This is a genomic window from Blautia sp. RTP21359st1_E11_RTP21359_211015 (genome assembly GCF_040910705.1).
Taxonomy (GTDB): Bacteria; Bacillota; Clostridia; order Lachnospirales; family Lachnospiraceae; genus Blautia_A; species Blautia_A fusiformis.
Map to the genome: position 1 here is coordinate 33,131 of NZ_JBDGAB010000022.1, position 24,094 is coordinate 57,224.

General features: G+C 39.9%; 13 protein-coding genes. 11 read left to right on the forward strand and 2 right to left on the reverse strand.

Translation table 11 applies throughout. The features are described from left to right. Positions 1–181 precede the first annotated feature (181 nt). Both AB5026_RS09520 and AB5026_RS09525 read right to left on the reverse strand, forming a co-directional pair. Positions 182–1,783 (reverse strand): zinc ribbon domain-containing protein, encoded by a 1,602-nt coding sequence (locus AB5026_RS09520; RefSeq protein ID WP_368213206.1) that lies wholly within the window; start codon positions 1,781–1,783, stop codon positions 182–184. 164 nt (positions 1,784–1,947) lie between these two features. Continuing rightward, positions 1,948–2,628 (reverse strand): hypothetical protein, encoded by a 681-nt coding sequence (locus AB5026_RS09525; RefSeq protein ID WP_368213208.1) that lies wholly within the window; start codon positions 2,626–2,628, stop codon positions 1,948–1,950. Positions 2,629–2,762: 134 nt separating this feature from the next. On the opposite strand from AB5026_RS09525, the gene AB5026_RS09530 reads away from it, so the two are divergent. From AB5026_RS09530 to AB5026_RS09580, 11 genes are all read left to right on the forward strand, one after another. Continuing rightward, positions 2,763–3,863 (forward strand): hypothetical protein, encoded by a 1,101-nt coding sequence (locus tag AB5026_RS09530; RefSeq protein ID WP_368213210.1) that lies wholly within the window; start codon positions 2,763–2,765, stop codon positions 3,861–3,863. Next, positions 3,853–6,402, forward strand: a complete 2,550-nt coding sequence (locus AB5026_RS09535) for a VirD4-like conjugal transfer protein, CD1115 family (RefSeq protein ID WP_368213212.1) — start codon at positions 3,853–3,855, stop codon at positions 6,400–6,402. The genes AB5026_RS09530 and AB5026_RS09535 overlap by 11 nt, the downstream gene beginning before the upstream one ends. Before the next feature lie 143 nt (positions 6,403–6,545). Beyond that, entirely contained in the window at positions 6,546–6,797 is a 252-nt protein-coding gene (locus AB5026_RS09540) for a hypothetical protein (RefSeq protein WP_110102571.1), read from the forward strand. Between the two features lie 14 nt (positions 6,798–6,811). Continuing rightward, positions 6,812–9,460, forward strand: a complete 2,649-nt coding sequence (locus AB5026_RS09545) for a type IA DNA topoisomerase (RefSeq protein WP_173734073.1) — start codon at positions 6,812–6,814, stop codon at positions 9,458–9,460. A gap of 63 nt (positions 9,461–9,523) precedes the next feature. Further along, positions 9,524–11,719, forward strand: a complete 2,196-nt coding sequence (locus AB5026_RS09550) for an AAA family ATPase (protein ID WP_173734074.1) — start codon at positions 9,524–9,526, stop codon at positions 11,717–11,719. Then, positions 11,686–12,225, forward strand: coding sequence for a hypothetical protein (locus AB5026_RS09555; protein ID WP_195656735.1), 540 nt, complete (start codon positions 11,686–11,688; stop codon positions 12,223–12,225). The genes AB5026_RS09550 and AB5026_RS09555 overlap by 34 nt, the downstream gene beginning before the upstream one ends. Further along, positions 12,219–13,043 carry a hypothetical protein gene (locus AB5026_RS09560; protein ID WP_368213215.1) on the forward strand — a complete coding sequence of 275 codons (825 nt, stop codon included), beginning with the start codon at positions 12,219–12,221 and terminating at the stop codon, positions 13,041–13,043. Before AB5026_RS09555 ends, AB5026_RS09560 begins: the two co-directional genes overlap by 7 nt. A gap of 390 nt (positions 13,044–13,433) precedes the next feature. Then, positions 13,434–13,850: a hypothetical protein gene (locus AB5026_RS09565; protein WP_265191238.1), complete on the forward strand. Its 417-nt coding sequence runs from the start codon at positions 13,434–13,436 to the stop codon at positions 13,848–13,850. Between the two features lie 14 nt (positions 13,851–13,864). Then, positions 13,865–21,187 (forward strand): phage tail tip lysozyme, encoded by a 7,323-nt coding sequence (locus AB5026_RS09570; RefSeq protein ID WP_368213216.1) that lies wholly within the window; start codon positions 13,865–13,867, stop codon positions 21,185–21,187. 111 nt (positions 21,188–21,298) lie between these two features. Further along, positions 21,299–23,065 (forward strand): hypothetical protein, encoded by a 1,767-nt coding sequence (locus AB5026_RS09575; RefSeq protein ID WP_173734077.1) that lies wholly within the window; start codon positions 21,299–21,301, stop codon positions 23,063–23,065. A gap of 20 nt (positions 23,066–23,085) precedes the next feature. Next, entirely contained in the window at positions 23,086–23,835 is a 750-nt protein-coding gene (locus tag AB5026_RS09580; RefSeq protein WP_173734078.1) for a hypothetical protein, read from the forward strand. The last annotated feature ends 259 nt before the right edge of the window (positions 23,836–24,094 follow it).

Consider the following 24,094-nt stretch of genomic DNA (forward strand, 5'->3'; position numbering starts at 1 on the left):
AATTACTTTTACCTGCGAGAAATACAACCGACACATATGCAAGCATATGCACCAGAACTATCCCTGGACAGAGGCCCGGCTGCAGACATGCTACAGCAGGACACGACGAGGCTCCTATGGGCCTGAAGCTTTCGACAGAAGGTGTAATAGTCAGAGACTATTTCTTTTCTGCATACTCGTTTCAGGCCGCTGCTTTGTATTGGTCGTTACGTGATTTGTATATCATCTTAAGATTCTTCTGTAACTCATTATGTTTATACTTATACTTTTCGCATATCTCCTGTATTTCCTGGTCGTCGATTCTTGCCTTGATGTTCAGGCTTCCAACATAATCCGCATCCGCTTCATATCCGCAGCACTTGCATTTAAAAGACTTGCCATTGCGGTTGTCTTTTTCAAGATGGCTGCATACCGGACATGTCTGGCTGGTGTAATCCGGTATAATTTCCTTGAAATCATAGCCATACCAGTTTAAAGTTTCCATGAGCTTCTTCTGCAGCTTCCCTCTCGCAAATGTTGACATCATACCGTTAGACTTACGGCTTTTGTTAAATTCCCTGATATCCAGTTTTTCTAGGACTGTCAGGGTATCATGTGAGATTGATTCTATATATCTGTCTATGCTTGATTTAATCTCATGGTCAAGTGTTTCATAATAGCAGCGCTTCTTGCGGTATGGGGCATCAGCCTTTTGAATCATCTGGTCAAGCCGGTCCATCTTTTTGATGAGAGAACGTCTCACATCTTCCGGAAGGGCCTTATGTCTTCGCAGGTAATGGCTGATACTGCGTTTTTTATTTCTCATGTCAGACAGCGAAGCGAATGACTTTTCCACTGTATCGTGGTAAAAAGCAATCACCGGCTTCATGCTGCCGATTGCTTTATCTTCAGATGTATGCAGTGTGTCAGAGATACCGACATCAACGCCTACCACATTTGAAGTCTTTGGCTGTTTCATTTTTGACTCATAACTCCATCCGACCTGCAGGATTCCGTTTTCATCAATTGACGCCATGACCGTACCGGCCATTTTATGTGATTTGATTTTATTGGCAGAATGTCTGCTTGTGTTAATCGGTATTACGATTCTTTCTGCGTTTTTATGTAAAGCGTCGCTTATCTTAATCACATATGGCATGACGGTATCTGTTGATACTTCAATCTTCATCAGCCTGCTGTCAAGAGGCATATGCGCCCGTCTTAATTCTGGGACACGGTATTCCATTGATAAACTGATATACATATCCATGAATTCCACCTGTTTAAATGTAAACTCGTCGTCTGACATTTCATTCAGGATACTGATACAGTCTTCATAGAAAGCCTTGTCTTTCTTTGTTTTAGACGCAATCTGTTTCATAGTGCTCAGCATCTCAGACTTCGTCTTGGAATCAATGGACATTGCAAACAGGACTTTTGATGATGTAAAGACTGACTGTTCTTCTGTATACATATCCTGCCGGATGCTATCCATACGGTTAGAAAGATGGGTCACCGCCATGTCAAAGGCATTCTGAGAGAATGCAGAATTTGCATTTTTCGGACGGATGGATTTTTCAAACTTGCGGATGTCACTGCTCTTCTTATCATTTTTTACGATTTGAAGTGTAAATTTATCATTACCCGCAAGGAGTCTGATATATCCATTTACCATCTTTGTAAATTCATTCTGCATATCCCGGATGATTTTAGATTTGTCTTTATTCGGGCTGCCATACAGAAATACACTTTTCGTCATAGAAGTTTCAAACTGCGTATCTTTGCGTCTTCTCGCCTTTGCCATTCGTCTCACCTCCTTGCCTTTTCATTACATATTTAATATGCCGAAAAATTTACAGACCGGTCGTTTTTTGCGAAAAATTTCTGTATGGAAGTAAAAAATCTTCGCATCTATATCTGGACACGAAGATAAAAATCGTAAACGATACTTTTATTTATTTCGCGCTTTCATCTCGGTAATTTAATTGCCGAGGATTCCCGCTTTATATCCTCTAATTGTTCATATTTTGACATGAACATATAGTTATGAAAAAGAAAATCATTTTTCACTGCAGACGGCATGCTGTCGTGCATGTATTCCAACGGTGTTGCGTAAAAACTGATATATAATTGATATAATTTATTTTGTTTTAAATATTTAATACACTCTTTTGAAGAAAAGAACCTGTATAGTTCATCTTCTGATTTGAACATACATGTTTTGTTGATTACATATTGAAGACATATTTTGGCGCGAAGCATACCTAAGTATCCGTACATATAGTCCTTTGGGTATCGCCCATCTCCTGCCATTACCTTATCATATACACGAAGTGTATACCTTTTTACGTCGTAATCTACATAGCGAGGATAAAGAAGATAAAGGATATATTCTGTATCATCCTTGGTAACATCAGATGGAAACGCAATGTATTTTACCATCTGGTCAAGTTTCATAAACGAAATGTAATTTTTATTAAATAGCTTTATTGCATTGTGGATATCCCATCCTAATAAATTCTCTATCGCATATCGGATTACAGAAAGTGCAATCCTCTCGTTTCCCTTTTTATCAAACAAAAAATAGCTTGTCGGTATGCGCTGCCGGTTTCCAAGCAGGACATCTTCATAATCGTTTAATATTCCCATTGTATTTTAACTCCTTTTTCCGATATTTTTTATTTCTTTCTTTTAATATGCGAAATGAATCCCTTTTTAACCTAGCCGTGCCGATATTTTTTTTATTTTGCATATTGGAGATAAAGATAAAGGAGGAAAAATATATGGCAACAACAGATATTTTATACAGATATTTTAAAGCCAGACAGGAAGTAAATGAAAACGGACATGCAGAAACTCTTGCTCAATGCATCCATTACAATCGCGGAGTTGATGCAGTGGTCCTTGATATGAAAGATAAAGGACTGGCTCAAAAAATATTAAAAGAAACAGATATAAATGATGCTTTTGACTCATGGCTGTTGGATATTGCTGGAAACTTGGTTTTAATATATCCACGAGAACAAAGAGAGAAATACATGGAAATCCAGCCACATTTGGTGCTTGGAGAAAAACTGGTGCAGTATGGAGGATTTTCGCACAGCGAAGCAAAAGGTATGATAGATTTTCTTAAGGAAGCAGGAGTGGATTATAAGCAGTCCATCGGAGAGGATGGAAGGATTAGCTTTTTGCTTGCAGAAAATAAAGAATATATATTTAAAAACGCGATGGATACAATAAAGCAAGAAGAAACCACGGAAGTTGGCAAAAAACATTTCGTATCACAGAATTTGTATTGGCGCTATGCCATCAACCAGGCTTCAAAGGCGCTAAATCATGATGGCGTTGTATTTTTAGGGAGCGAAGCAGGGACGCGTGGAATAAGAGTTGACAAAAATGGAGCAATCAGTATGAATCCATTAAAAAAAGGACGTTTTATTCCAAAAAATGACCCGGATTATGAGCGTAAAGTATTGAGTGAAATTCTGAATACGATGAATGGAAAAGAATTTCCTGTGAAAGTTTTTTATGGAGAACTCGCCGATGTGATGAGCAAGGATATGACGCGTAAAAGTTTACGGGAATCCCCTCTAATGCTAAAAAAAAGAGAAGCATTGGATATACTAAATTTAAGCGACATCCCTTCTGTTGATGAAATTGGAAAGATGGTAAACAATCTTGAGGACTATGGAGACCGCGAAAGAAAAGCGATTTATTCTTTGATGCGGATGCGGGTATGTCGGGATTACAAGATAGAAGATATCCAAGCGTACAAGATGTCTAAGCAGGATAAGCAGGATTATAAACAGATGCATGAACAACATATAAAACAATTTGCGAAAGGATATAGACAAGACAGGGAGGGGCTGGTAGATGAAAGATGATAAAGAACTTGAACAGAAAAAGCTTGCCTTTGTCTTGTATGGCATCTTGTGGTTTATTGGCCTGATGATAGCTGGTGCATTTGGCTATCAGAAGCATACACAGGATGGAGCAAGTATTTTTTCAGCAGTGGAAGCGGTATCCCATTTTGATATCTTCTATTGGTTAAATCCGGTAAGCTGGGGTACATGCTTGAGATGGACGTTTATATATTGGATTGGTGTAGCGCTTTTCATGATATATGAGCAAAAATGGAAACATGATGCGGCCGGTAAAGAGGCCGGCTCGGCTCATTGGAATAAGAAAGTTGAAGAATTTAACCAAGGACATTCGGAGCCGTTTGGTGAAAAGACTTTTAGTGACGAGCCTGGTCTGACAAAAAAAATGGGTGGGGAAAACCTGAACAATAAAAAGACACCACCAGTACCAGGAAACCCTAACATGATAGAATCGGAATTGGTAAGGCTGTCAACAGCTGATATGAAAACACATTTGAATAACAATGTTTTTATTGTCGGTGGTGCTGGTACTGGTAAATCACGATTTTTTATAAAGCCAAACGTATTACAGATGAACTGCTCTTACATAGTAACAGACCCTTCCGGAGAGCTTCTGAAATCAATGCATAACGTATTGGTTGAGAATGGGTATAAGATAAAAGTATTTAACTTGGTCGATATGTCTCATTCAAATAAGTACAATCCATTCCGATACGTCAGGAGCGAAACAGATGTCAGTATTCTGGTGGACTGTTTTATTTCAAACACAACAGGTCCGGACCAAAAAAGCGGCGACCCGTTCTGGGATAAATCGGAAAAGGCTTTGCTCTCAGCGCTGGTATTTTATCTTGTTGATATTGCTGATGCAGAGTTTAGGAAGTTCTCAACCATTTTGTGGATGGTACAGTTGGCACAGATGGATGAAAACGGCCGGCCAGGGCAGAAGCCATCGTCTGAATTTGGCTTCTCTATAGATATGCCACTTGATGAATTGTTTGATGGAACAAAAAAAATCGGTAAAAAAACAATTACAGATAAAAAGACAGGAAAGAAACAGACGGTGCTGGATGCTGTGGAGGTTACGGACCAAAAAGAAATTGGAAGGCTGCGTGATAAAATAGAAACTTCACTTTGCCTCACCAACTATAAGACGTTCAAACTTGGTGGAACAAAAACGTTGAAATCCATTTTGATTTCAGCTGCTGTTAGACTGAACCCATTTAGTATTCCGGCAATCCAGAATCTGACAGATGATGATAACGTGGAACTGGAGAAGGTGGGTGATGAATTGACGTGCTTTTTTGCAATCATTCCGCAGACGAACAGCACATTTAACTTCTTGATTTCCATGCTGTTCTCTCAGATGTTTGAATCTTTATATTATAAGGGTGCCACAATACCGAATAGCCGGCTTCCATATCATGTAAGGTTCCTGCTCGATGAGTTCGCCAACATCGGCAAGATTCCGGAATTCCCACAGAAGATTTCCACTTGCCGAAAATATAATATATCAACAACAATTGTCCTGCAGTCTATTGCACAGATAAAAATGCTGTATAAGGATGACTATGAGACAATCATCGGTAACTGTGACACCGCAATCTGTCTTGGTACAAATGAGCAGACTACGGCAGATTATTTCAGTAAAAAACTTGGAAAAGGTACCATCACGTCGAGAAGTAAATCCACGCCCGTGGGCAAGAGCGGAGGCAATTTATCGTTTAACCAAACAGGACGTGAATTGATGCTTCCAGATGAGATAATGACCATGCCGTTTGACAAATGTATTGTCATGATGCGAGGAATCGACCCATTTTATGATAGTAAATATCCACTGGAAAAGCATCCACAGTTTATGAAAACAGGTGATGGGGATGAAAAAAACTTTTATTTCCTGGAGCAGGACGAAGAGTTTTCGTGCGTTGATAAGTCAGTAGAATATGAGGAGATAGCCGAGCAGGAAGAAAATAATGATACAGTAAGCGAAAAGTACCAGCCTAAAACACTGGAAGAAGTGCTGGACGGAATTCTGGTCAACTATCCGGAAGAAGATGGATATTATCTGATTAAGGATGCAGATAATAACAAAACAAGGAATTCAATGATTACAAAGTACAGTGAATTACTGGAAGACACAATCCAGATGTCTATGGGTAACGACGAAACAACGATATTGTTTGACGGAAAAAATATGGATATTGCTCTTGCAAAAGGTCTGATAAACAGGGCTTTTGAGCAACACGACGGGGAATTTGAGGATTTAGCCGTTGCCTGCAACGGAATCAGTGATGGACATGTGTGCTGGTTCGGCGCAAAGAATGACCAATGTAATATCGTTAAAGTAGCAGAACGATTACAGTTGTCAATATCCAAGAAAAAACGAGGAAACATATCCAGACAGGATTTATATAAAGTTAATGATATCCTGTCAGAAGATAAATTTGAAGAATTAAAAAAAGGATGTAAAAATGGTGCTCATTGTATGGCTTCACAAAAAAATAACGATGTAGATTTTGATGATTATGATGATGATAATGATTGACATTGTTGGTTAGAAAGGGCACCGCGTATAAAATACGCGGTGCCCTTTCTTTTTGCAAAAAAAACATTTTTACTCCGTTCGAAAAATGAAAAATTCGGCATATTGAAGGCAAACCGCAAAAATAAAAAAAAGGAGAGAAAGATATGCAACATATTGAAATAACAGAGCATGACTTTGATGCCTTAATGGATAAACTGGAAAAGATTGAAATGGAAAACGATGGATATATTCCGTCAGAGGAAGACGTTTTTGATTATATTGAAAAAAATCCAGAAAGATATTACCTGTATTTGCTTTGGTACAGCGAACATAAGCCAAAGCCTCAGACAGAGGAAGAAAAAAAGATTTTAAAAAAAATTACAAAGATAACTAATCAAACAATCAAGATTTTATAAGGAGGGAATAAAAAATGAGATATTTATATCTGGCGGAGAAGCCATCTGCTATGAAATCGGTGAAGGCTGCTTATAATGCAAGCAATAAGCCGCTCGGCGATATTGATTTTTTCGCTCTCGCCGGACATATCTGCCGTTTATGTGAACCAAAAGAATATGAAGACTGGGATGTAAAATGGGCAGACCGAAAGCTGCCAATGATTCCGAACCCGTTTAGGGTTGGAATTTTGACAGATAACAAAGTAAAAGACTTAAAAGAACAGTTAAAAAAAGTTAAATACGATGCAATCATTGTCGGTACCGATAGTGATGTGGAAGGTAACGGTATCTATGACCTGATTGAAACATACCTCGGGCTGCAGAATTATAAGACTTACCGATTTTTTGAATCTGACCTGACGCCGGCTGGAATCATGAAATCAATGAATAACCTGACAGATTATCATACAAATCCACGTGATGTAGGGATGACACAGTCTTTTAGAATTCGAAGCCGGTTCGACTGGCTGATTGGTTTTAATATGACTGTCGCATATACAGTGAAATCAGGTTTTTTGATGAAGGTTGGACGAGTTAAGGCGCCAACATTAAAACTCGTGTATGACAACTGTAAGGCAATTGACGAATTTAGCTCTAAGACGGCATATCAGCCGGCAATCGTAACAGAAAACCCGGAAGTTACTGCATATATGATTGACGATGAAGGCAAGGCAGTGTCTTATGCTGATAAAAATGAAGCCCAGAAAGTTCTGACTACATTAAGCGGTGAAGCGGAGGTGCTGAGTTTTGAAAAAACAACAAAAAAAACGCAGCCGGACCAGTTATATAAATTAACCGACATCCAGGTCGAAGCCGGTTCTAAGTATGGATATACCCCGGAAAAGACTCTGGAGCTGATTCAGTCTCTGTATGAAAGACATAAGCTTATTTCATATCCAAGAACTGATGGAAGGTATGTGTCTACCGAAAAATCAAAAGACTTTGCCAGATTACTGAAAGCGGTAGAGGCTATGCCGAGTCTTTCTGCAGCAGTAAAAACGGTTACCCCGGAAGCAATCGCTGCTGCACAGGGGAATAAACGATTTGTAAATGATGTTGAAGTACAGAAATCCTCGCATGATGCGCTTATCCCGACAGGCGATACAGCAGCGCTTGCAAATCTGTCTATGGATGAGATGCATATCTGTGAAATGATTTTCAAAAGATTTCTTGCAATATTCTTCCCTCCATTGGAAGAAGAAAAAACAAAAGCAGTGCTGACTGACAATAATATTAAGTTTTCCTGCACCGGCTCCAAAGTTGTGAATCCTGGCTTTACAGTCCTTACCTCAAAGCCAAAGGAGGCACCGCTTCCAGACTTTAAAAAGGGGCAGAAATTAAAAGAAAAAGAAACATCCTTGCACGAAATCGTAAGCAAGCCGCCTGCGCGTTTTACACAGGCAACACTTATCAAAGCGATGGAGAATGTCCAGAAATACATGGCGGCTGATGAGACAGAGCTTAAGAAGGCGCTGAAGAAAGCAGGAGGCATTGGCCAGCCGTCATCCAGAGCCGCAATCATTTCCGAACTGGTTTCTACTGGATATATTGATGACGTAAAGTCTGGGAAAGGAAAGGGCCTCCATATTACAGATTCCGGTAAACGTTACATAGAGAATCTTGGCAGCAGTTCTATTGTAAGCCCTGAACTTTCTGCACAGTGGGAAGTATATATGAATGATATACGTGAAGGCACCAAGACATATGATGAAGTCTATGAAAAGGTCATTGACTATGTATATCAGGCTTTAAAAGAACTGGAAGGGATGAAAATCCAGAAAATGGCTGCAGGAAACAGAAAAGAGGTCGGCAAATGCCCGAAATGCGGAAGACCGGTCGTTGCCCTGCCAAAAGGATACGGCTGCAGCGGTTATCCTGACTGTGATTTTTCCGTATTTAAACGTGTTGCAGGAACAGACCTTACAGATAAGGATATGGCGGATATGCTGAACGGAAAGGCTACGAAAGTTATGAGTTTTAAGAAGAAAGATGGGAGCACTTTCTCTGCCGCGTTAATACTAAATAAAGAACATAAAATTACATGGGCTCCATTTGAAAGTAAGACAGACTTGACGTGTCCAAAGTGTGGAAAGCCGCTGGTTAAGACTCCTATGTCTTATAAATGCGATGACGACGAGTGCGGTTTCATATTCTGGACGAAAATCTGTGGAAAAACATTGACAGATACACAGGTGAAAAAATTGCTTTCTGGGCAGTCTACCGGAACAATCAAAGGATTTAAGAAAAAAGATGGTACATCCTTTAATGCCAGTCTGATAATGAAAGATGGAAAACTGGAATGGGAACATAGCATTGCAAAAGATACCGGTCTCAAGTGTCCGAAATGCGGAAAGCCAATTGTTGCAACAGACAAGGCTTTCTCCTGCGCAGATAAAAAAGACGGCAAGTGCGATTTTCAGATTTGGAGAATGCTTCCAGGCGATAAGGTCGTATTGACAGAAAAAGATATGAAGGATTTGCTTGAAAAGAAAAAGACAGGCCTCAAAAAGGATTTAAAAAGTAAAGGTGGAAACACATTTAATGCTTATATAACCTTAAAAGACGATTTTACAAGAGGTATGGAATTCGCAGACACAGAGAGAAAAAAGAAACCGCAAAAATAATATCATCGAAAAAAATTCAGCATACTGATTTTGCAAAAAGGACAGGAAAGGAGCATATCATCAATGATTCCAGTAAGAGGTAGGATTGTCGATTTTTTAATAGACCGTTGTAGTGACGGGTATGCTGAATTTTTATTTAAAAGTGATTACGATAAAGACTGCCCGCGATTTGAAGCGTTGTGCGCCGGAAAAATCCCGGATGTTGTCCCAGGTGTCCCGATTACTACAGAATTTGCAGCAGATAATATGGACAAGATTTTGAAGATAGATTTTCGTGAATTGAAGATTGAAAAGATTACAAAATATGTAAAAGAAAAATACATGAACCGAGTCGCATATACGTGTATTAATTATAACGACGAAGAATATGCAAAAACGCTATTGGTGAAGGTGAAAGGAATATCAAGTAAAACTGCAAACCGAATACTGGATGCTGTTGATGGTGACATAAGCAGGCTTTCTGATGTGTGGAATGACAAGGAATTCTGGAAAGGACTGAAGGGCTCAAAGCGTTACTTGTCTGAACTTAAAGAGACAGTGGGAGCGATGATGGAAAAAGACCATCTCGTAAAAAAGTATCAAAAGTATGGAATCGGGTATCCGCAAATAGATATGCTGACTGCATGGTATGGGCTGGAAGCAGAAGAAAAGTTGTGTCAGAACCCTTATGCTGTCTTGCAAAAAATGGAACTGGATTTTCAGGTTGCAGATAATTTTGCAAAGGACCTCGGCTTTGGATATTTGTCTACAGAACGGGTCAGGTCAATGATATATCAGGTATTGGTAAATAACGAACAGTCTGGAAACACAGCAATCAAATTGAAAGATTTTTATATCAATTGTGCGAGGCTTCATCGATATTCAGCATGGAAGGATTATGTTGTATCTCCATATTACCTTTTGGCGACTCTTGTAGATATGAAGAGCGTGTATTGTGAAAATGGCATGCTTGGGTTTATCCGGACAATGGATAAGGAGGCCGATATCGCGTTCCAGATTAGCAGGTTGATGCAGATAAATACCGAGATGGGAACAAAGGAAGAGGTATTTGAATCTATCAAAGATAAATACAATAAAGAACAGCTCGAATTTCTGAAAAGTTTTGATAAAAACAGTGTTGTCTTGCTCCTTGGACGAGGCGGAACCGGAAAAACGCATACAATCTGTGGCGCTATTGACCTTTTTAAAAAAAGACACCCAGATGAAGAGATACGGCTGTGCGCACCAACTGCACGTGCAGCAGGTGTGCTGAAAGAGCATTCAGGGCATGAGTCTTCAACAATACATATAATGCTTGAGTTGAATCCATATATGCCGGATGATGCCGGTAAGAATGAGGAGAACCCATTAAATGAAAAACTTATTATAGTTGATGAAATGTCGATGGTAGATACAGACCTGATATATCATCTTTTGAAAGCTGTCAAATCAGGTGCAAAACTGATTCTAAGCGGAGACCCTGACCAGCTTGAAAGTGTTGGATGCGGTGCAGTTTTAAGAGATATGATTGATTCAGACGTTATACCAAAGGTGAAACTCAAAAAAATCATGCGTCAGGGAGAAGGCTCAGCGGTTATTGATAACTGCGGGAAAGTGCTTGCTGGCAAGAGCAATTTCATTGAAAATGAATCATTTGTGGTAAGAACATGTAAGTCGGAAGAGGAAGCCAGGGCCTATTTAAAATCACGGTATCACGGCGACCCTCACAATACGCAGATTTTATCCACGACCAAAAAGGGCGTGGTCGGTACGATGGCTTTAAATAAAGAATTTGAGGATGTGGAACAACCCGGTATCTGGTTTCACGGAGACCATTTTAAGATTGGAGACAAGGTTGTTTTTACAAAAAATAATTACGATTCCGGGTATTGTAATGGTGATATTGGATTTATTGAAACGCTGACAAATCCAGTTAAAGTCAGGATGCAGGGTGAAGATAAAGTAATAGATATAAACAAAGATGATGCGGTGGACATGGAACACGCAGATGCGATTACCATCCATAAGAGCCAGGGAAGCGAATATAATGATATTTATATTATGCTCCCGGATAAGCCAGTTTCATTGTTAACAAGGAATATGGTGAATACAGCGATTTCCAGGGCGCGCAAGAGCGTTGTCCTTATAGTGGTTAATGATGCTTTACAGACTGCCGCAAGTAATCGTTTTAAGAGGAACAGGATAACAAGATTAAAAGAAAAACTAAAAAACATGGGGGAAATAATATGTCCAGAGGAAGAAAAAAAAGCAGAAAAGTAATTAATCCATTGGTAGAGCATATAGCTGATTATTCAGACATGGAGTTTGTTGATAATGAGAGCGGAGAGGCTCTTATTGCATCTCATGCGCAGGCAAAGATTGATAAAAAGTGCGAAGACGAAACGGACCGCATGTGGATGTATAAAGATAACAGAGATGATGAGATTGTTGATGAAGATGAATCCACAGAAGACGACCTCTGGAGTGACGAAGATAAGAAAGAAAAAGAAAGAAAAAAATCAGAAAAAGGAACTGCACAGGTAGAACAAAAAGTCAATGCTGTAGCGGAGGAAAAAGTAAAACAATATATGGATGCGGCTGTATGGTTTAAAGATATAAGTGAAAGAGGGGAGATGACAGAAAAGGAACAAAGATATGTTGAACTTATGATAATTGAATTGTCGAAATTCTATTTTTCAAATCTGGACACACTGCATCCAAGTTCAAAATGCAGGGAGTCAATTTGTAAGATTTTCGAAGACATAAGGAGGGCAGGAATGTGTTGAGAATATTAAAATCGTTGCTTGCTGAGTCTTCTTATTTCTTTGAAAAATATTTTGGTGCAACGTCAATCGCATGGTCTGTTATTTTTGTCGCTTTTTGTTCGGCAGTGATTATCGGGTCAACGGTGAAGGGACTATTTTGGGTAATAGGGATAAAAAAGAATAAAAAAAAGACGGAAACAGCAAAAGTAAATTTATTCTTTCCGGTGTATATTGGAATCATGTTGTTAATCACGTATTTTATAAATTATCTTGTTAATACAGCGTATACATGGAACAGTAAGCTACAGCGCGTGATGTCGAATTTTGAATACGTGCTGTCATTTAAAACAAACCGCCATGCGTTTTTATTTGCATTAAATTTGCCAGACAATGTACAAAATAAAAAATCATTGTTTAAAATGGCGCTGTATTTAAACGATAAGCAGTGGGATTCTGTCTTTAATAATGCAGGAGAAGGTGCATGGTATTTCGAAAAAGTAAAAAAAGCCATTTTTGAAATTTTACATGTAGGAGACTGTCATTTAATGTTAAGCCCATTGCAGCAAGGGTGGTTGGCGTATTTTCCAATTGCAGGGATGCTAATTGTGTTGCTTATCTTTCTATTGAAAAGAAATTGGGCAAATGCTTTAGTTTCTGCTGTTGCTTGCATTTCAGGACTGTTCGTGAATATGGGCGCAAGTATTTTTATGCTAAGCGCAATGTGCTTTGGAGTGATATGGGCTATAGCGCTAGATACAGCAATGAAACAAAGTATTTACGAATGGCGAAAATCCCTGACTGACAAAAAGCCGTCCGTAGGTCAAAGGTTCAGGTCTTAACTTCGCACGCGGGTCTGAATCCCCATTCGAAACACGCTTCATTGCTGGACGGCAGTCAACGTCTGGTGATGGCGAACACAAGTTCGCCGAACCACTCAGCCTTACGGCTTCGTTTGACATTTGCTGCGCAAATTGGTACCGAGCCGATACGGCAATGTATCACGAGCGCGAAGCGTGAGCTATCAAGATAGCAAAAAAAAGAAAAATAGGGAAGGAGAGAGATGAGGACAAAACCTTACCTCTCTTTTTTTTGTGTACAAAATGCATTCGTTTTTTAAAAAATTTAGCATATTAGAATAAGCGGTAATTAATTCCTGTTTCTGAAATAGCAACAGGGACAACCACAAAATGCAAAAAAAAAGAAAAAGCAAAGGCAAGGAGGAAAGGAAATTGACAAAATACAGTGATTTGCCAGAAGCAAAATCTGCACTCATTGCTGATAAAGAAATTATACAGACTTTATTTCATTCAGGCTATGAATACCTGATTTTGAATCTATACGATGAGGTCTACACGACTCCGGAGATATACGACTATTTTGCGAAGAACCTGGATTTAGACAGTCTAAAGATATTCAGGAGCGAAATCAAAAGAGCAGAGCTTAAAACGAGTAAGATAGTTCTCCGAAGTATTATCGGAAATGATGAAATATTATCGGAAGATGAAGCATATGCAATACTTTATGCAATGACAAATAAAATTGATGTGATTTTGGATGACCCGAGAAAATACGAGATGTTCAAAGTTCGTAATATCCATACACTAAGGCTGTCGAAGATTATTGCAGCAGCAAAAAATTCAGATTAAGGGAGGTGAAAAGGATGTTGCCAAAAGAAGAATATATAAGCTTATTGGCCAATCTGTTTCAGAGAGGTTTATGTCTGGATATGATAGATATAGACGGAAAACAGGATTCCCCAGATATATCAGACGAGGAAAGGATTAACTTTAAAGCGGCAGATGAGGCTTTGAGCAGAGTTGACCTAGATGAACTTTTCGATAATGCGGAAATTTTAGAAATTCCAGATAAGTATCCGGAATTTTATGAATATCTGCGAGAACTTCAGCTTGAGAGACAAGAAGATGGACATGGTGAAAGAACCATTGAGGATGTCTCTGCAGATGAAGAGGTAGAAGAGGGCGAAGAGGAGCCAGGACCGGAAGAGCCACATGAGCTTTCAACGAAAGACCAAGTTTTAAAGAATATCGTAGGTGGAGAACACACCGGAAACCAGAGGGACAGTGAAAAATACCGAAAAGGTGACGAGATGCGGGCTCGTCTTGACGAAGAACGCCGTGAAGCATTGTCTCGTGCTGCTGAACAGGAGCGATATGATAATGAACATCGTATGCCTCTGGAATCCAAACTTGAAGACGAACGTGGAGAGACCATAGCCAGGGCTGAAGAACAGCAACGGCAAAGAGAAGCTTTAAGGCAAAAGGAACTGGCTGAGAGACCTGAAACAACCGTTAATATCACAAGTATACACGATAAGAGCAAGAGTGCAGATGGTGTTACAAATGTGGTGAAAGGTAATATTCCAGACGAATCGACAAAACACAATGAGAGTAAAACTCAATACTATGAACCAGATACGTTTAACGAAGAACGGGGAATCCATGACCGGCAAGAATCCGCCCATGAGTCAAATACTTCAATTTTAACTTCGCACGAGGGTTTGAATCCACGTTCAGCGTCTGGGTACGAGCGCGAAGCTCGAACTATCAATAAGTCGTCTGATTTGTATCAGCAGATGCAGGCCAAGGACAATGACACATTATCAGATGCACAAGACAGGTCGCATAAGAATGATAAGAGAGATGAAAGGCCGGAGCCTGAAAAGAAAGATAATAACAGGTCTGCGACAAATGAGTATTCTTCTCGTATCACAAATGACTATGCGGAAAAAGATTCCCATATTACAGAAGACATAAATAGAACTGGTCCTCAAGTATTTGAACCAAAGCGGGAAAATGTAGAACAAATATCTGGTCATGAAGAACTTAACACGAAAAGCGCTCAGGATGTAAGTCATGTTGTAAAAGGAGATACTTATTCTGATTTTTTTGGACAGGACAGACCCGAGGTAAGGGATGAAAGAAATCGTGCAGACGTTCATAACGAATCAAGGTACCAGTCATCGCGGGGAAGCCGTGAGGATTCGGTGGGTGCTGGCGTACTTGACCGAAAGAAGGCTGAGGATACGTCTCAATATCATTCAGAGGCAGGCTCAGAAGCGGCAGTAGATAATACAAGAAGGACTGAATCGGAAAACAAATATATATCTGATTCGTATGAGAAGTCTGGACAAAGAGATACTGGTGAAACTTATAAGCGCCATCAATATGACGGAGGTTATGGTGGTACTGATAAGGAAAACCGTTTATATGAAGCTGAGAATAACCACACAAATCGCAAGACTGAAAGGGTTGGACCAAATCAAGGCAGTGAATATAACGAAGGTTTTATATACAAGAAGGATGCCGGTATAAACAAACACGCGGAGTCAGATGGCTCTATTGTAGAAAAACGCAGAGAGCATGATACAGAAGGTTATAGAAGCACACAGGGATTCGATAAGTCGAATAGCAGCGAACCGTATAAAGCGAGCAGCATTCCTCAGCATGAAAAGGAATCAGTATATGACGGGAATGCCATCAGCAATCCAGACTCAGGAAACGCGTCAAATGGAACCGCACAATATAAAAGAGAAGCATCAGAAAGTAAAAAATACATTAATGATTCATATGAGCAGGCTGGGCAACGGGAATCTGCTGATATTCAATCTCACAAGGATACCGGTGAGGATACGTACGCATCGTTTAAACCCAAGGCATATGATGCTACTAAGAATGAAGACCAATCTTCGACATTCGTAGCACGGAATGAAAGAAGAGCCTATGATGCCACAGCGAATAGTACGGACAGCATCGCAAGAAAAGAAAATGGAGATTCACACTCTGTCTTAAACTTTGGCGCAGATAAACGTCCGTCTGCTGAACCGGCTTCAGAAAATGCAAAAAGATATGTAGGCAGTTCATATGAAATGGCTGGACAGAGAGAAGCCGAGCGTAAAGACCGTGGTTATGAAAATCTGGAAAGACAGGGGCTTGCGGATAAGCTTACAGGAAGTGTGCAGCCACCATTCTCTGACGGAATTGGAGAAGTAGAAAAAAAATATGAAAAGAGTAGTACAAGAGAAAATAGTGCATCAGAGGTGACATCTAGGCGTCAATCTGCAGTAGATGATTTATCTAAAAGTGAAAGGGTCCAGGCCGATAACATTGTCCGAAGACCAATCTCTCAGATGCCAGCTTCACATACTGCCTCGAATCAATATCCAGGATTAGATGGGGACAGTCACCAGCCTTCCGAAGCAAAAACAATGACGCATGACCAGCGGCAAGATGTAGGAAACCATCGGGATGAAAAGCCTGGAGCGAGTGCTATTGAAGAGGTTCTCAGGAATAGGGCTGCTAATCAAGAAAATCAAGATGCGAATAGGGCGTCTGGCGGCATCAATGAACGAAAGCAGACATATAGCAGGGATTCATATGAATCTTCGGGACAGGCTCCAGTAGATGAGAAGAGGAAAGAACCATACGGTCCAGGAGAGACCTATAGCTACGTTGGCAGAAAGGATGGACAGGCTGACAGAAAAGTCGCCGAAAACCGTGTCTTAAAGTCTGATAAAACTGATGTGGTGTATCCACAAAAGAGAGATTCTTCGGTTTCGAGCGAAAGCAAAAATGGCCTTCAATCTATCAAAAAAAAGGACGAAACGAAAGTTATTGAAATCACAGTACCGTCAGGCTCAGGTCAGACACATACTGTACGAGGTACTGTGTCCGGAGCTGCAGCTGTAACTGCAGTAGCAGCCGCGTTAGCGGCAAGAGAAGCTGCGAAGGCCACCTCTGATGCCGCAAAGACTGCTACAGACAAAGCGGAAGGCATGGTGATGCTGAAAGATACATCAATCATGTCGGCCAGCGAACTTGCTGCATATGCCAGTGCAGTGAACAGTGCGCAGGCAGCAACGCAGATAAGCGGAAAACAAATCGCCGATTCCTATGCTTTGGCAGGTCAGGCTGATGTAGAAACGATAAAGATAAATGTAGAGCAGGCTCTTGCGAATGCGAGAGAGATAGCAGCGGGGACTCGTTCCGGATTGAACGTTCCAGGCGTTACATCTGGCCCAGTGGGACCAACCTCATCTGGCGCAACACAGAATTTTAATATAACGAGACCGTCTATACATACACTGGGAATTCCAGGCGTCGTAAAGAACTCAAATTTCACAGACGTTGGAATGTTTGTCCTAAAAGAAGGAAATCAGGTAACTATATCCAGAAATGGAAAATCAAAAAGATACACAGTCCGTTCTGACGGGACTATCAGAATAGATGGAATTGTATTGAACGTATATTCAGTAGACAAAGACAGAGCTTTTGTTGGTTGGAAAAACGCGGCTGTATATGGCGGCAAGATTTATACGGCTACAGGCACTGTCCTTGATATAAGTACGGATGGAAGCATAGGAACGACCAAAACGTTGGCTGGCCTGGAATTCCATATTAAAAGAGATGTTAAGGTCAATGCAAAACAAATGACAATGGCGATGACAATAGCCCCAGCATTAAACCAGCCTATTACAGACGCAGATTTTGTGAAAGTTGGAGATAAGTTTATATCAAACAAAGTAACAGAATCGTATAGTGGACTTTTATACCAGAAAGCATTAAACAAAGGCAAGGTCTCTCAGCTTATTTTTAAACAAAAAATGGCAATGCATTCCGTCTTCCGAGCACAGCTGCTTGCAGGCGCAGCAGCTAATATGAAGTCGATTGATTTGAAATTAGACCTAAATACGCTGGTTGCAAATTACGATAAAATATTGACATCAATCAGTGGAAACAGCAAACAGTTTTATCAAATGAATGTGTTTTTGGAAACACGCTATTTGAGCGATATTGAACGTCAATATCTGTTTGACGCAAAGGCAAAACTTAAGCACCTTGGTCTTACTGAGAATACAGATACATTAAAAGAACTTCTGGCTGGCGGCGGATTGTCTCCAGAAGCAGCAAGTGCAATAACGGATTATCTGAATGTATATGAAAATACAAGAGAAAAAATTATACGAAAAGGTGTGCTCGGGGACCAGAGCATAGGCGATTTCAAAGTAGAAAGAGCGTTTTATGCTGCCGCGCTGCCATATGTGCTTCAAGCAAGGGGACTTCCGTCAGATAAAAAGGCGCTAAAAAAATTATTAAAAGCAGGAACAACTTCAAAAGAAACGAAAGAGTTGATAAGAAATGTATTTAAACTGCAAAGAAGGATGTTTTTGCTTAATTTGACAGAAACAACATTAACGGCATATGCCAAAGGTGCTGTCAAAGCGGTTAAAAATGGATACCGAAAAATAAAATCATTGGCTAATAGATATATGGGCGATGATTATACGATGCGAGGACTCCTCATGATGGAGTCAATCATTGTTGGCTCTGCTATGAAAGCGTATTGCACATCAAGAAAAATAAAATGGATGAGAGAGAACGCTGGAAGGTTGCTAAATTCCTCAATCAGGCTTGGAAAGTCAATAGGAAATGCTGCGGTCGCAGGATATAGAGGTGCAAAAGCAGGTATTCATGCAGTTCATATGGGCGGAAGAGCGGCGAGAAAAGGTTTCCAGTATCTTAGGAAAAACGGACTTAAAAAAACGCTAAAAAAAGGTGTAAAAAAATTACGGATGAAAGGCACGAAAGTTGTCAGAAAAGGCGTTTTAAAAGTCGCCAAAGTAGCGCAAAAGGCCGCGATTAAAGCAATCCAGGCTGCGATAAAGTTGATACAGACATTGATTTCAGCATTAGTAGCAGCATTAGGACCTATAATCATAGCATTGATTATTGTATTGGCAATCATCCTTTGCATTATTTCATATGTGAAGAACGCAGGAAATGAAGTCTATTATGATGCAGGCGATGAAGACACTACTGAAGTTTTACAAGAAATGGTTGACGTCTTAACCTTGTGCCACAATTCATTCAGAAGTGAATTATCGAATCATTTTGGTGGAACGTCAAGCACAGGCTCGGCGTCTGGTACAGATGGCTCAACGATGAATGCACCACAGCTACAAAAGGGTGATAGTTCTAAGGTTCAGGGGTTATATGATGTGACTGAGGGGACCTGGTGGAATTATGAGTTTACATACCAATATATTCATGGTAATTGGGCTTCCGGAACACGGCAACAGGCGTTGGATAACAAGGTAACAGTTGAAGGCAATGGAAATTACGCTGTCGTCGACCAGAACGGAACAAAGATGTATATGGCGGCTTTTGGCTCGTATTGGGGAAAAGTAGGAGATGTCCTTAAAGTGGAATTTAATAACGAGTTCACAATAGGCAGCCAACCAGCATCCAATACTATGTACATTATTATTGCGGATGAAAAGGCTTGGAAAGATACTGGTTATCCAGCAGAGCAAGAAGGAATATATGGACATCACTTAGGAAGCCACCGAGATTTTGCAGAATTTATTGGTTATGGCTCTAAACCTGCAGGATTGAATGGAAATGGATTGATTCCTACTACTGCAACAAATATGGGAAGTATTTTGGATGGAACATTTGATTCATCAACGATAGGAACTGGTTCAGCTGCTTCGTCGGTAAGCGTAAATGCCGATATCCTGTATCGTCAGGAAATAGACCAGGATGTTTATCGCGACATTTTAAACAGAGATAAAAACATATACTACACTTTTCCGGAAGAGCAAAAAGTACCAGATGGTATTACCCCAACACCTACTCCGGAAGGATATGTAAAAGCAGATGCAAAAGGTGAAGTGTATGGATTCTATAATAATAATCAAGAGCTGATTTCTATGGTAATGGCTATGTTTGATTTTGAGGCAAGTTCTAGTACTTCAACAAAAAGCACAATCATTAGCAAAAAAGATGCTTCCGGCTTTGACGAGGCAAAAACAAACGACACATATCAAAAAGGTATGACGGATAAAGAAGTTGATGATAAATGGAAGCTGATAGAATACCTGAATGAAAAAGGCTTAGACCTGACAAATTACAAAGCAGGCGGCTATGATGATTTGAGATATTCGGCTTTGATTGGTCTTTTTAATGCTTCACATATTATCACGGGAACAGCCGTTAAGCAGTACCATGCAGGCCCAGACGGAACAATCAATCCAGTATATAACGATGATGGAAGGATTGTTGGTCAAAATAATACCGATGGTATGTCTTATCAAGTACCGGTTATGGAAACGAAGACAAGACAAGTCAGAAACGAGCACGGAGATATCCAAATCGAATACTACACCGGATATAAAACGGACTCGGATGGAAACATCGTTTATGAAACAAAGTATGCACCGTGTCCGGGCCATACAAAGTACAGTGGAGCAGTTATTACCCTGCATTTTGATAGTCTGTTAAATCTTGATGACTGGTGGGAGAAAAACATCTATGGAGTAGATGATTTTGATAAGGAAAACCCTAACTATGAAAGCAGTGACGCAAGTGCAGATACATATAGAGCTAAAGAGAATACGCTAAAACGAACAATCCAGTATATTAAAAAGCCGGATTATTATAAGAGTCTGAGTGGAACATGCTCAGAAGGAGAAAATTCTACCACAGACAGTTTCAATCCTGGAACGTGGGATGGAGACCAAGCAAAAGTTGCTAAAGAGGTATATGAATTCCTGACAACAAAAATGTCGAGAAAATTAACCTCTGAACAGGCAATGGGAGTATTGGTAAATATCTATAGAGAATGCTCATTCAATTATACAGAAGAAGAAACTGGCGGTACTGGATATGGCTTAACTCAATGGTCGTTTGGACGCAGAACAAAACTTGTTCAATGGTGTAATGCAAATGGATATCAGTACAATACGCTTGAAGGCCAGCTAAAACGTTTGGAATGCGAATTTACGGAAGATACGAGTGACTGGTCCCCGAGCGGAATAGAAGGATTCTATGCATGTACGACTGCAAGAGAAGCAGGCGAATTCTTCATTACGAATTACGAAAGGCCTGGTGCACAATATAAAGCGCAGCGTTTAGCCGAGATGGATTCAGATATCGCTACTATTCAGGCAATGCTACAGTCGTAATATTGTGTATGTTCGACGCGTGATTGTGGTACGGGCGGAGTACTCCGCCCGTCATTGCGTCAGGCAAGGAAACCGCAAGCTGTGTTTGTAAGCGGTAGGAGGATGATAAAATTGAGAAAAAAACAAAAACAAAATAAACATAGAGAACGCTTAATTGCGGGAGTCGTGGCCATAATCCTTGTTTTAGCACTTATACTCACAAGTATTGCCGCGTCTCGCGTACCGGTTTATGCGGCTGGGGCCTCTACTACAGGAACTTCAACCGTCAAATCAAAAGCAAATAAATCCGGGCAAAAAAAAGCGACCCCAACACCAACGACAATGCCAAAAAAAGAAAAAAAAGCATTGGAAAAAATAATGAAAGGATTATCTACGTTTCATTATAAAGCATACGAATGGGCGGGATTAACCGTCGGAGGCATGCCGTTCGCTTTGGCGGAGGGGATTTATAATATATCTGATTTAAATACTGATGGAACAAAAACGCCAATATTTTGGAAAAATGAAGATACAGAATCAGAAATGAAAGATTTTTACTCTTCTACGAATTGGAATGAATTTGAAGGAATGTATGAAACAGTTGAGCTGAGTAATAGCTGCGAAGCGGTTTTGTCTGATGAGGTTGCAAAGTATGAAGACCTGATGGACAAAGCGGCGGAAGATAATGGTTTTAAAACGTATAAGGAGATATTTAAGGCAATTGCGCAAGCAAGGTTTAATGAGCATAAAGATGAGTATGAAGCCATGAAAAAAGATATAAAAGGAGAGGGCAGCGATAAGTTTGATTTATTTCATATCAATGGTTCATGGCTGGCAGATACAAGCAACGGAGACGTTACTCCGGTAAGCAGCAAAGCAAATGTCTCGCCGAAAGACGAATATGGAGAAGATGAAAGGCTAAACCTAGCAAATAAGAAAAAAGAGGCTGGAAAATACACAGTGCAGGAATCCATAGATGCCGCGGCAAAGGCCTTTGCGAATATAGTGGAAGAAGCAGTCTATCCATCACCTTATAATACTGATTCATTGATATGTGTTGTCCAGGGATTTGAATTTGGTGGAAGTTCTAAAGCAATAAAAAATCAATATAATAGGTCGCCACTAAAACTTGATGAAGAAACCGGGTTTGTTACATTTACGGACTATTGTAACAACAAGGCGTCAAGTAGTAAAAACCAATCCGCAGAAAAAGAAGAGGTGGATTATGACTCTATCATTGAGGCTTATGCAAAAGTAATCGCCCATGGTGAAGAAAGAGCTAATGCTGATGATGAAAATGGCAAATATAAATATTCGGACCAGAAGTTTTATCAAAAGGTATTTGAAAATTATAAATGCTCTGGCGGTGGTTCTGGAAACCTGGATATGGGACAATTACCGGATGATATGAAAGAGATACTGAAAAAGTGTATGGCGACATGGGATAGCAAAGTGACAAAAGAAAGGCGTGAGATTATACAGCAGGGAGTTATGCTGTATGGCGTGACGTATGATATGAACGCAAGGAACTCACCGTCATATGAAAGTCCCAAATATCTTGATTGCTCATCATTTGTAGGTCAGTGCTATTGGAGGTCTGGAGTAGCAGCTAAAGAAGGGCAGTCGGCTGCGGATTGGGCAACTCCATCAATTTCAAGCACGTTTACAGAGATATCAGAAAGTCAACTTATACCAGGAGATGTCGGACAAAAGCATTGGCCCGGCAATGCTGGCGGGGAAGACCATGTGGGAATTTATATAGGAACTGTAAATGGTACAAAATATTGGCTTCATTGTACTGGAGGATATACAGACGGAATATACCATGCGCCAGGAAAAGCTATTAAAATAAATAACTATTCAGGATTTGCTCATTTCGGAAGATATCCTGGGTTGTAATTCTTGATGGAGGTAAAAAAATGAAAAAAAAATACATGACAGTGTTAATAACCGGAACAATCATAGTTTCTTTCATGTTTTCTACTATAGTAGCGTCAGCATTGGTAGTACCAGCATTTGCTGCGGAACAAGAAGACTCTACGACGTTTACAGATGATAATGGAGAAGAAGATACAAGTGCGACGAATGGTGATTATGATTACACGAAAGACGAAGAGTATACGCAGTCTTTTTATCGTCCAAAATCATTATTTCAATCATCTTACGAGTATGAAGAATACTGCAAGCGAATGTATAACATGGGATATATGGATTCTGATTACGACTGGACACCAGCGGCTCAGGATTTTATTGACAATATGACTGGCGATAACATGAAAGCGTTGGATAAAAATGCAAAAGAAATTGTACAACAAAGAATCAAAGATGGAGAAATGAAAGAAGAAGACAATCCATATTTGACATATGACCAGAAACAGGCACTTTCTGAAAAAAATAGTAAAGACAGTCAGACAGAAGACTCTGAAAATGTTTCAGACAGTACGAACAGCGAACAATCATCGGATGCAAGTACAGATAGTAATGCATCTTCCGATATGAGTACGTCTAAAGACGATAATACAATCACAGTAACGCCAGAAGAGGAGCAAGCAGAGAAGGAAGACGAAAAACCAAGTTCTCTTGCAAACCGCATAAAACTTGTGTTTATGGTATTATTAGCAGTAGGCATTGCACTTGTTACATATTCTATTTATAAAAAACAATTCTAAAAAAAGGAAAAGAGAGCCAAAATATACGGCTCTCTTTTTTTTGTATAAAAAAAAATAAATCATATAACACTCTGCAATTTTTTCTGCATATTAAAAGAGAACAGGAAATGCACAGCATATATTGCTTAGTTTTGAAATTACAACTGCAGAAAAAAGAGGAGGATAAAAATGGATTTAAAAGCATTTAATACAGCACAGGAAATTATTGCATGTAAAAACCCAATGGTGTCACACTGGGTCATTGCTGTTGATATTGGTT

What these genes read in the sequence shown, in the direction of transcription:
- AB5026_RS09545 (WP_173734073.1), top strand. Translation starts at nt 6,812, where the DNA reads ATGAGATATTTATATCTGGCGGAGAAGCCATCTGCTATGAAATCGGTG.
- AB5026_RS09555 (WP_195656735.1), top strand. Translation starts at nt 11,686, where the DNA reads ATGTCCAGAGGAAGAAAAAAAAGCAGAAAAGTAATTAATCCATTGGTA.
- AB5026_RS09520 (WP_368213206.1), bottom strand. Translation starts at nt 1,783, where the DNA reads ATGGCAAAGGCGAGAAGACGCAAAGATACGCAGTTTGAAACTTCTATG.
- AB5026_RS09535 (WP_368213212.1), top strand. Translation starts at nt 3,853, where the DNA reads ATGAAAGATGATAAAGAACTTGAACAGAAAAAGCTTGCCTTTGTCTTG.
- AB5026_RS09525 (WP_368213208.1), bottom strand. Translation starts at nt 2,628, where the DNA reads ATGGGAATATTAAACGATTATGAAGATGTCCTGCTTGGAAACCGGCAG.
- AB5026_RS09530 (WP_368213210.1), top strand. Translation starts at nt 2,763, where the DNA reads ATGGCAACAACAGATATTTTATACAGATATTTTAAAGCCAGACAGGAA.
- AB5026_RS09570 (WP_368213216.1), top strand. Translation starts at nt 13,865, where the DNA reads ATGTTGCCAAAAGAAGAATATATAAGCTTATTGGCCAATCTGTTTCAG.
- AB5026_RS09540 (WP_110102571.1), top strand. Translation starts at nt 6,546, where the DNA reads ATGCAACATATTGAAATAACAGAGCATGACTTTGATGCCTTAATGGAT.
- AB5026_RS09580 (WP_173734078.1), top strand. Translation starts at nt 23,086, where the DNA reads ATGAAAAAAAAATACATGACAGTGTTAATAACCGGAACAATCATAGTT.
- AB5026_RS09550 (WP_173734074.1), top strand. Translation starts at nt 9,524, where the DNA reads ATGATTCCAGTAAGAGGTAGGATTGTCGATTTTTTAATAGACCGTTGT.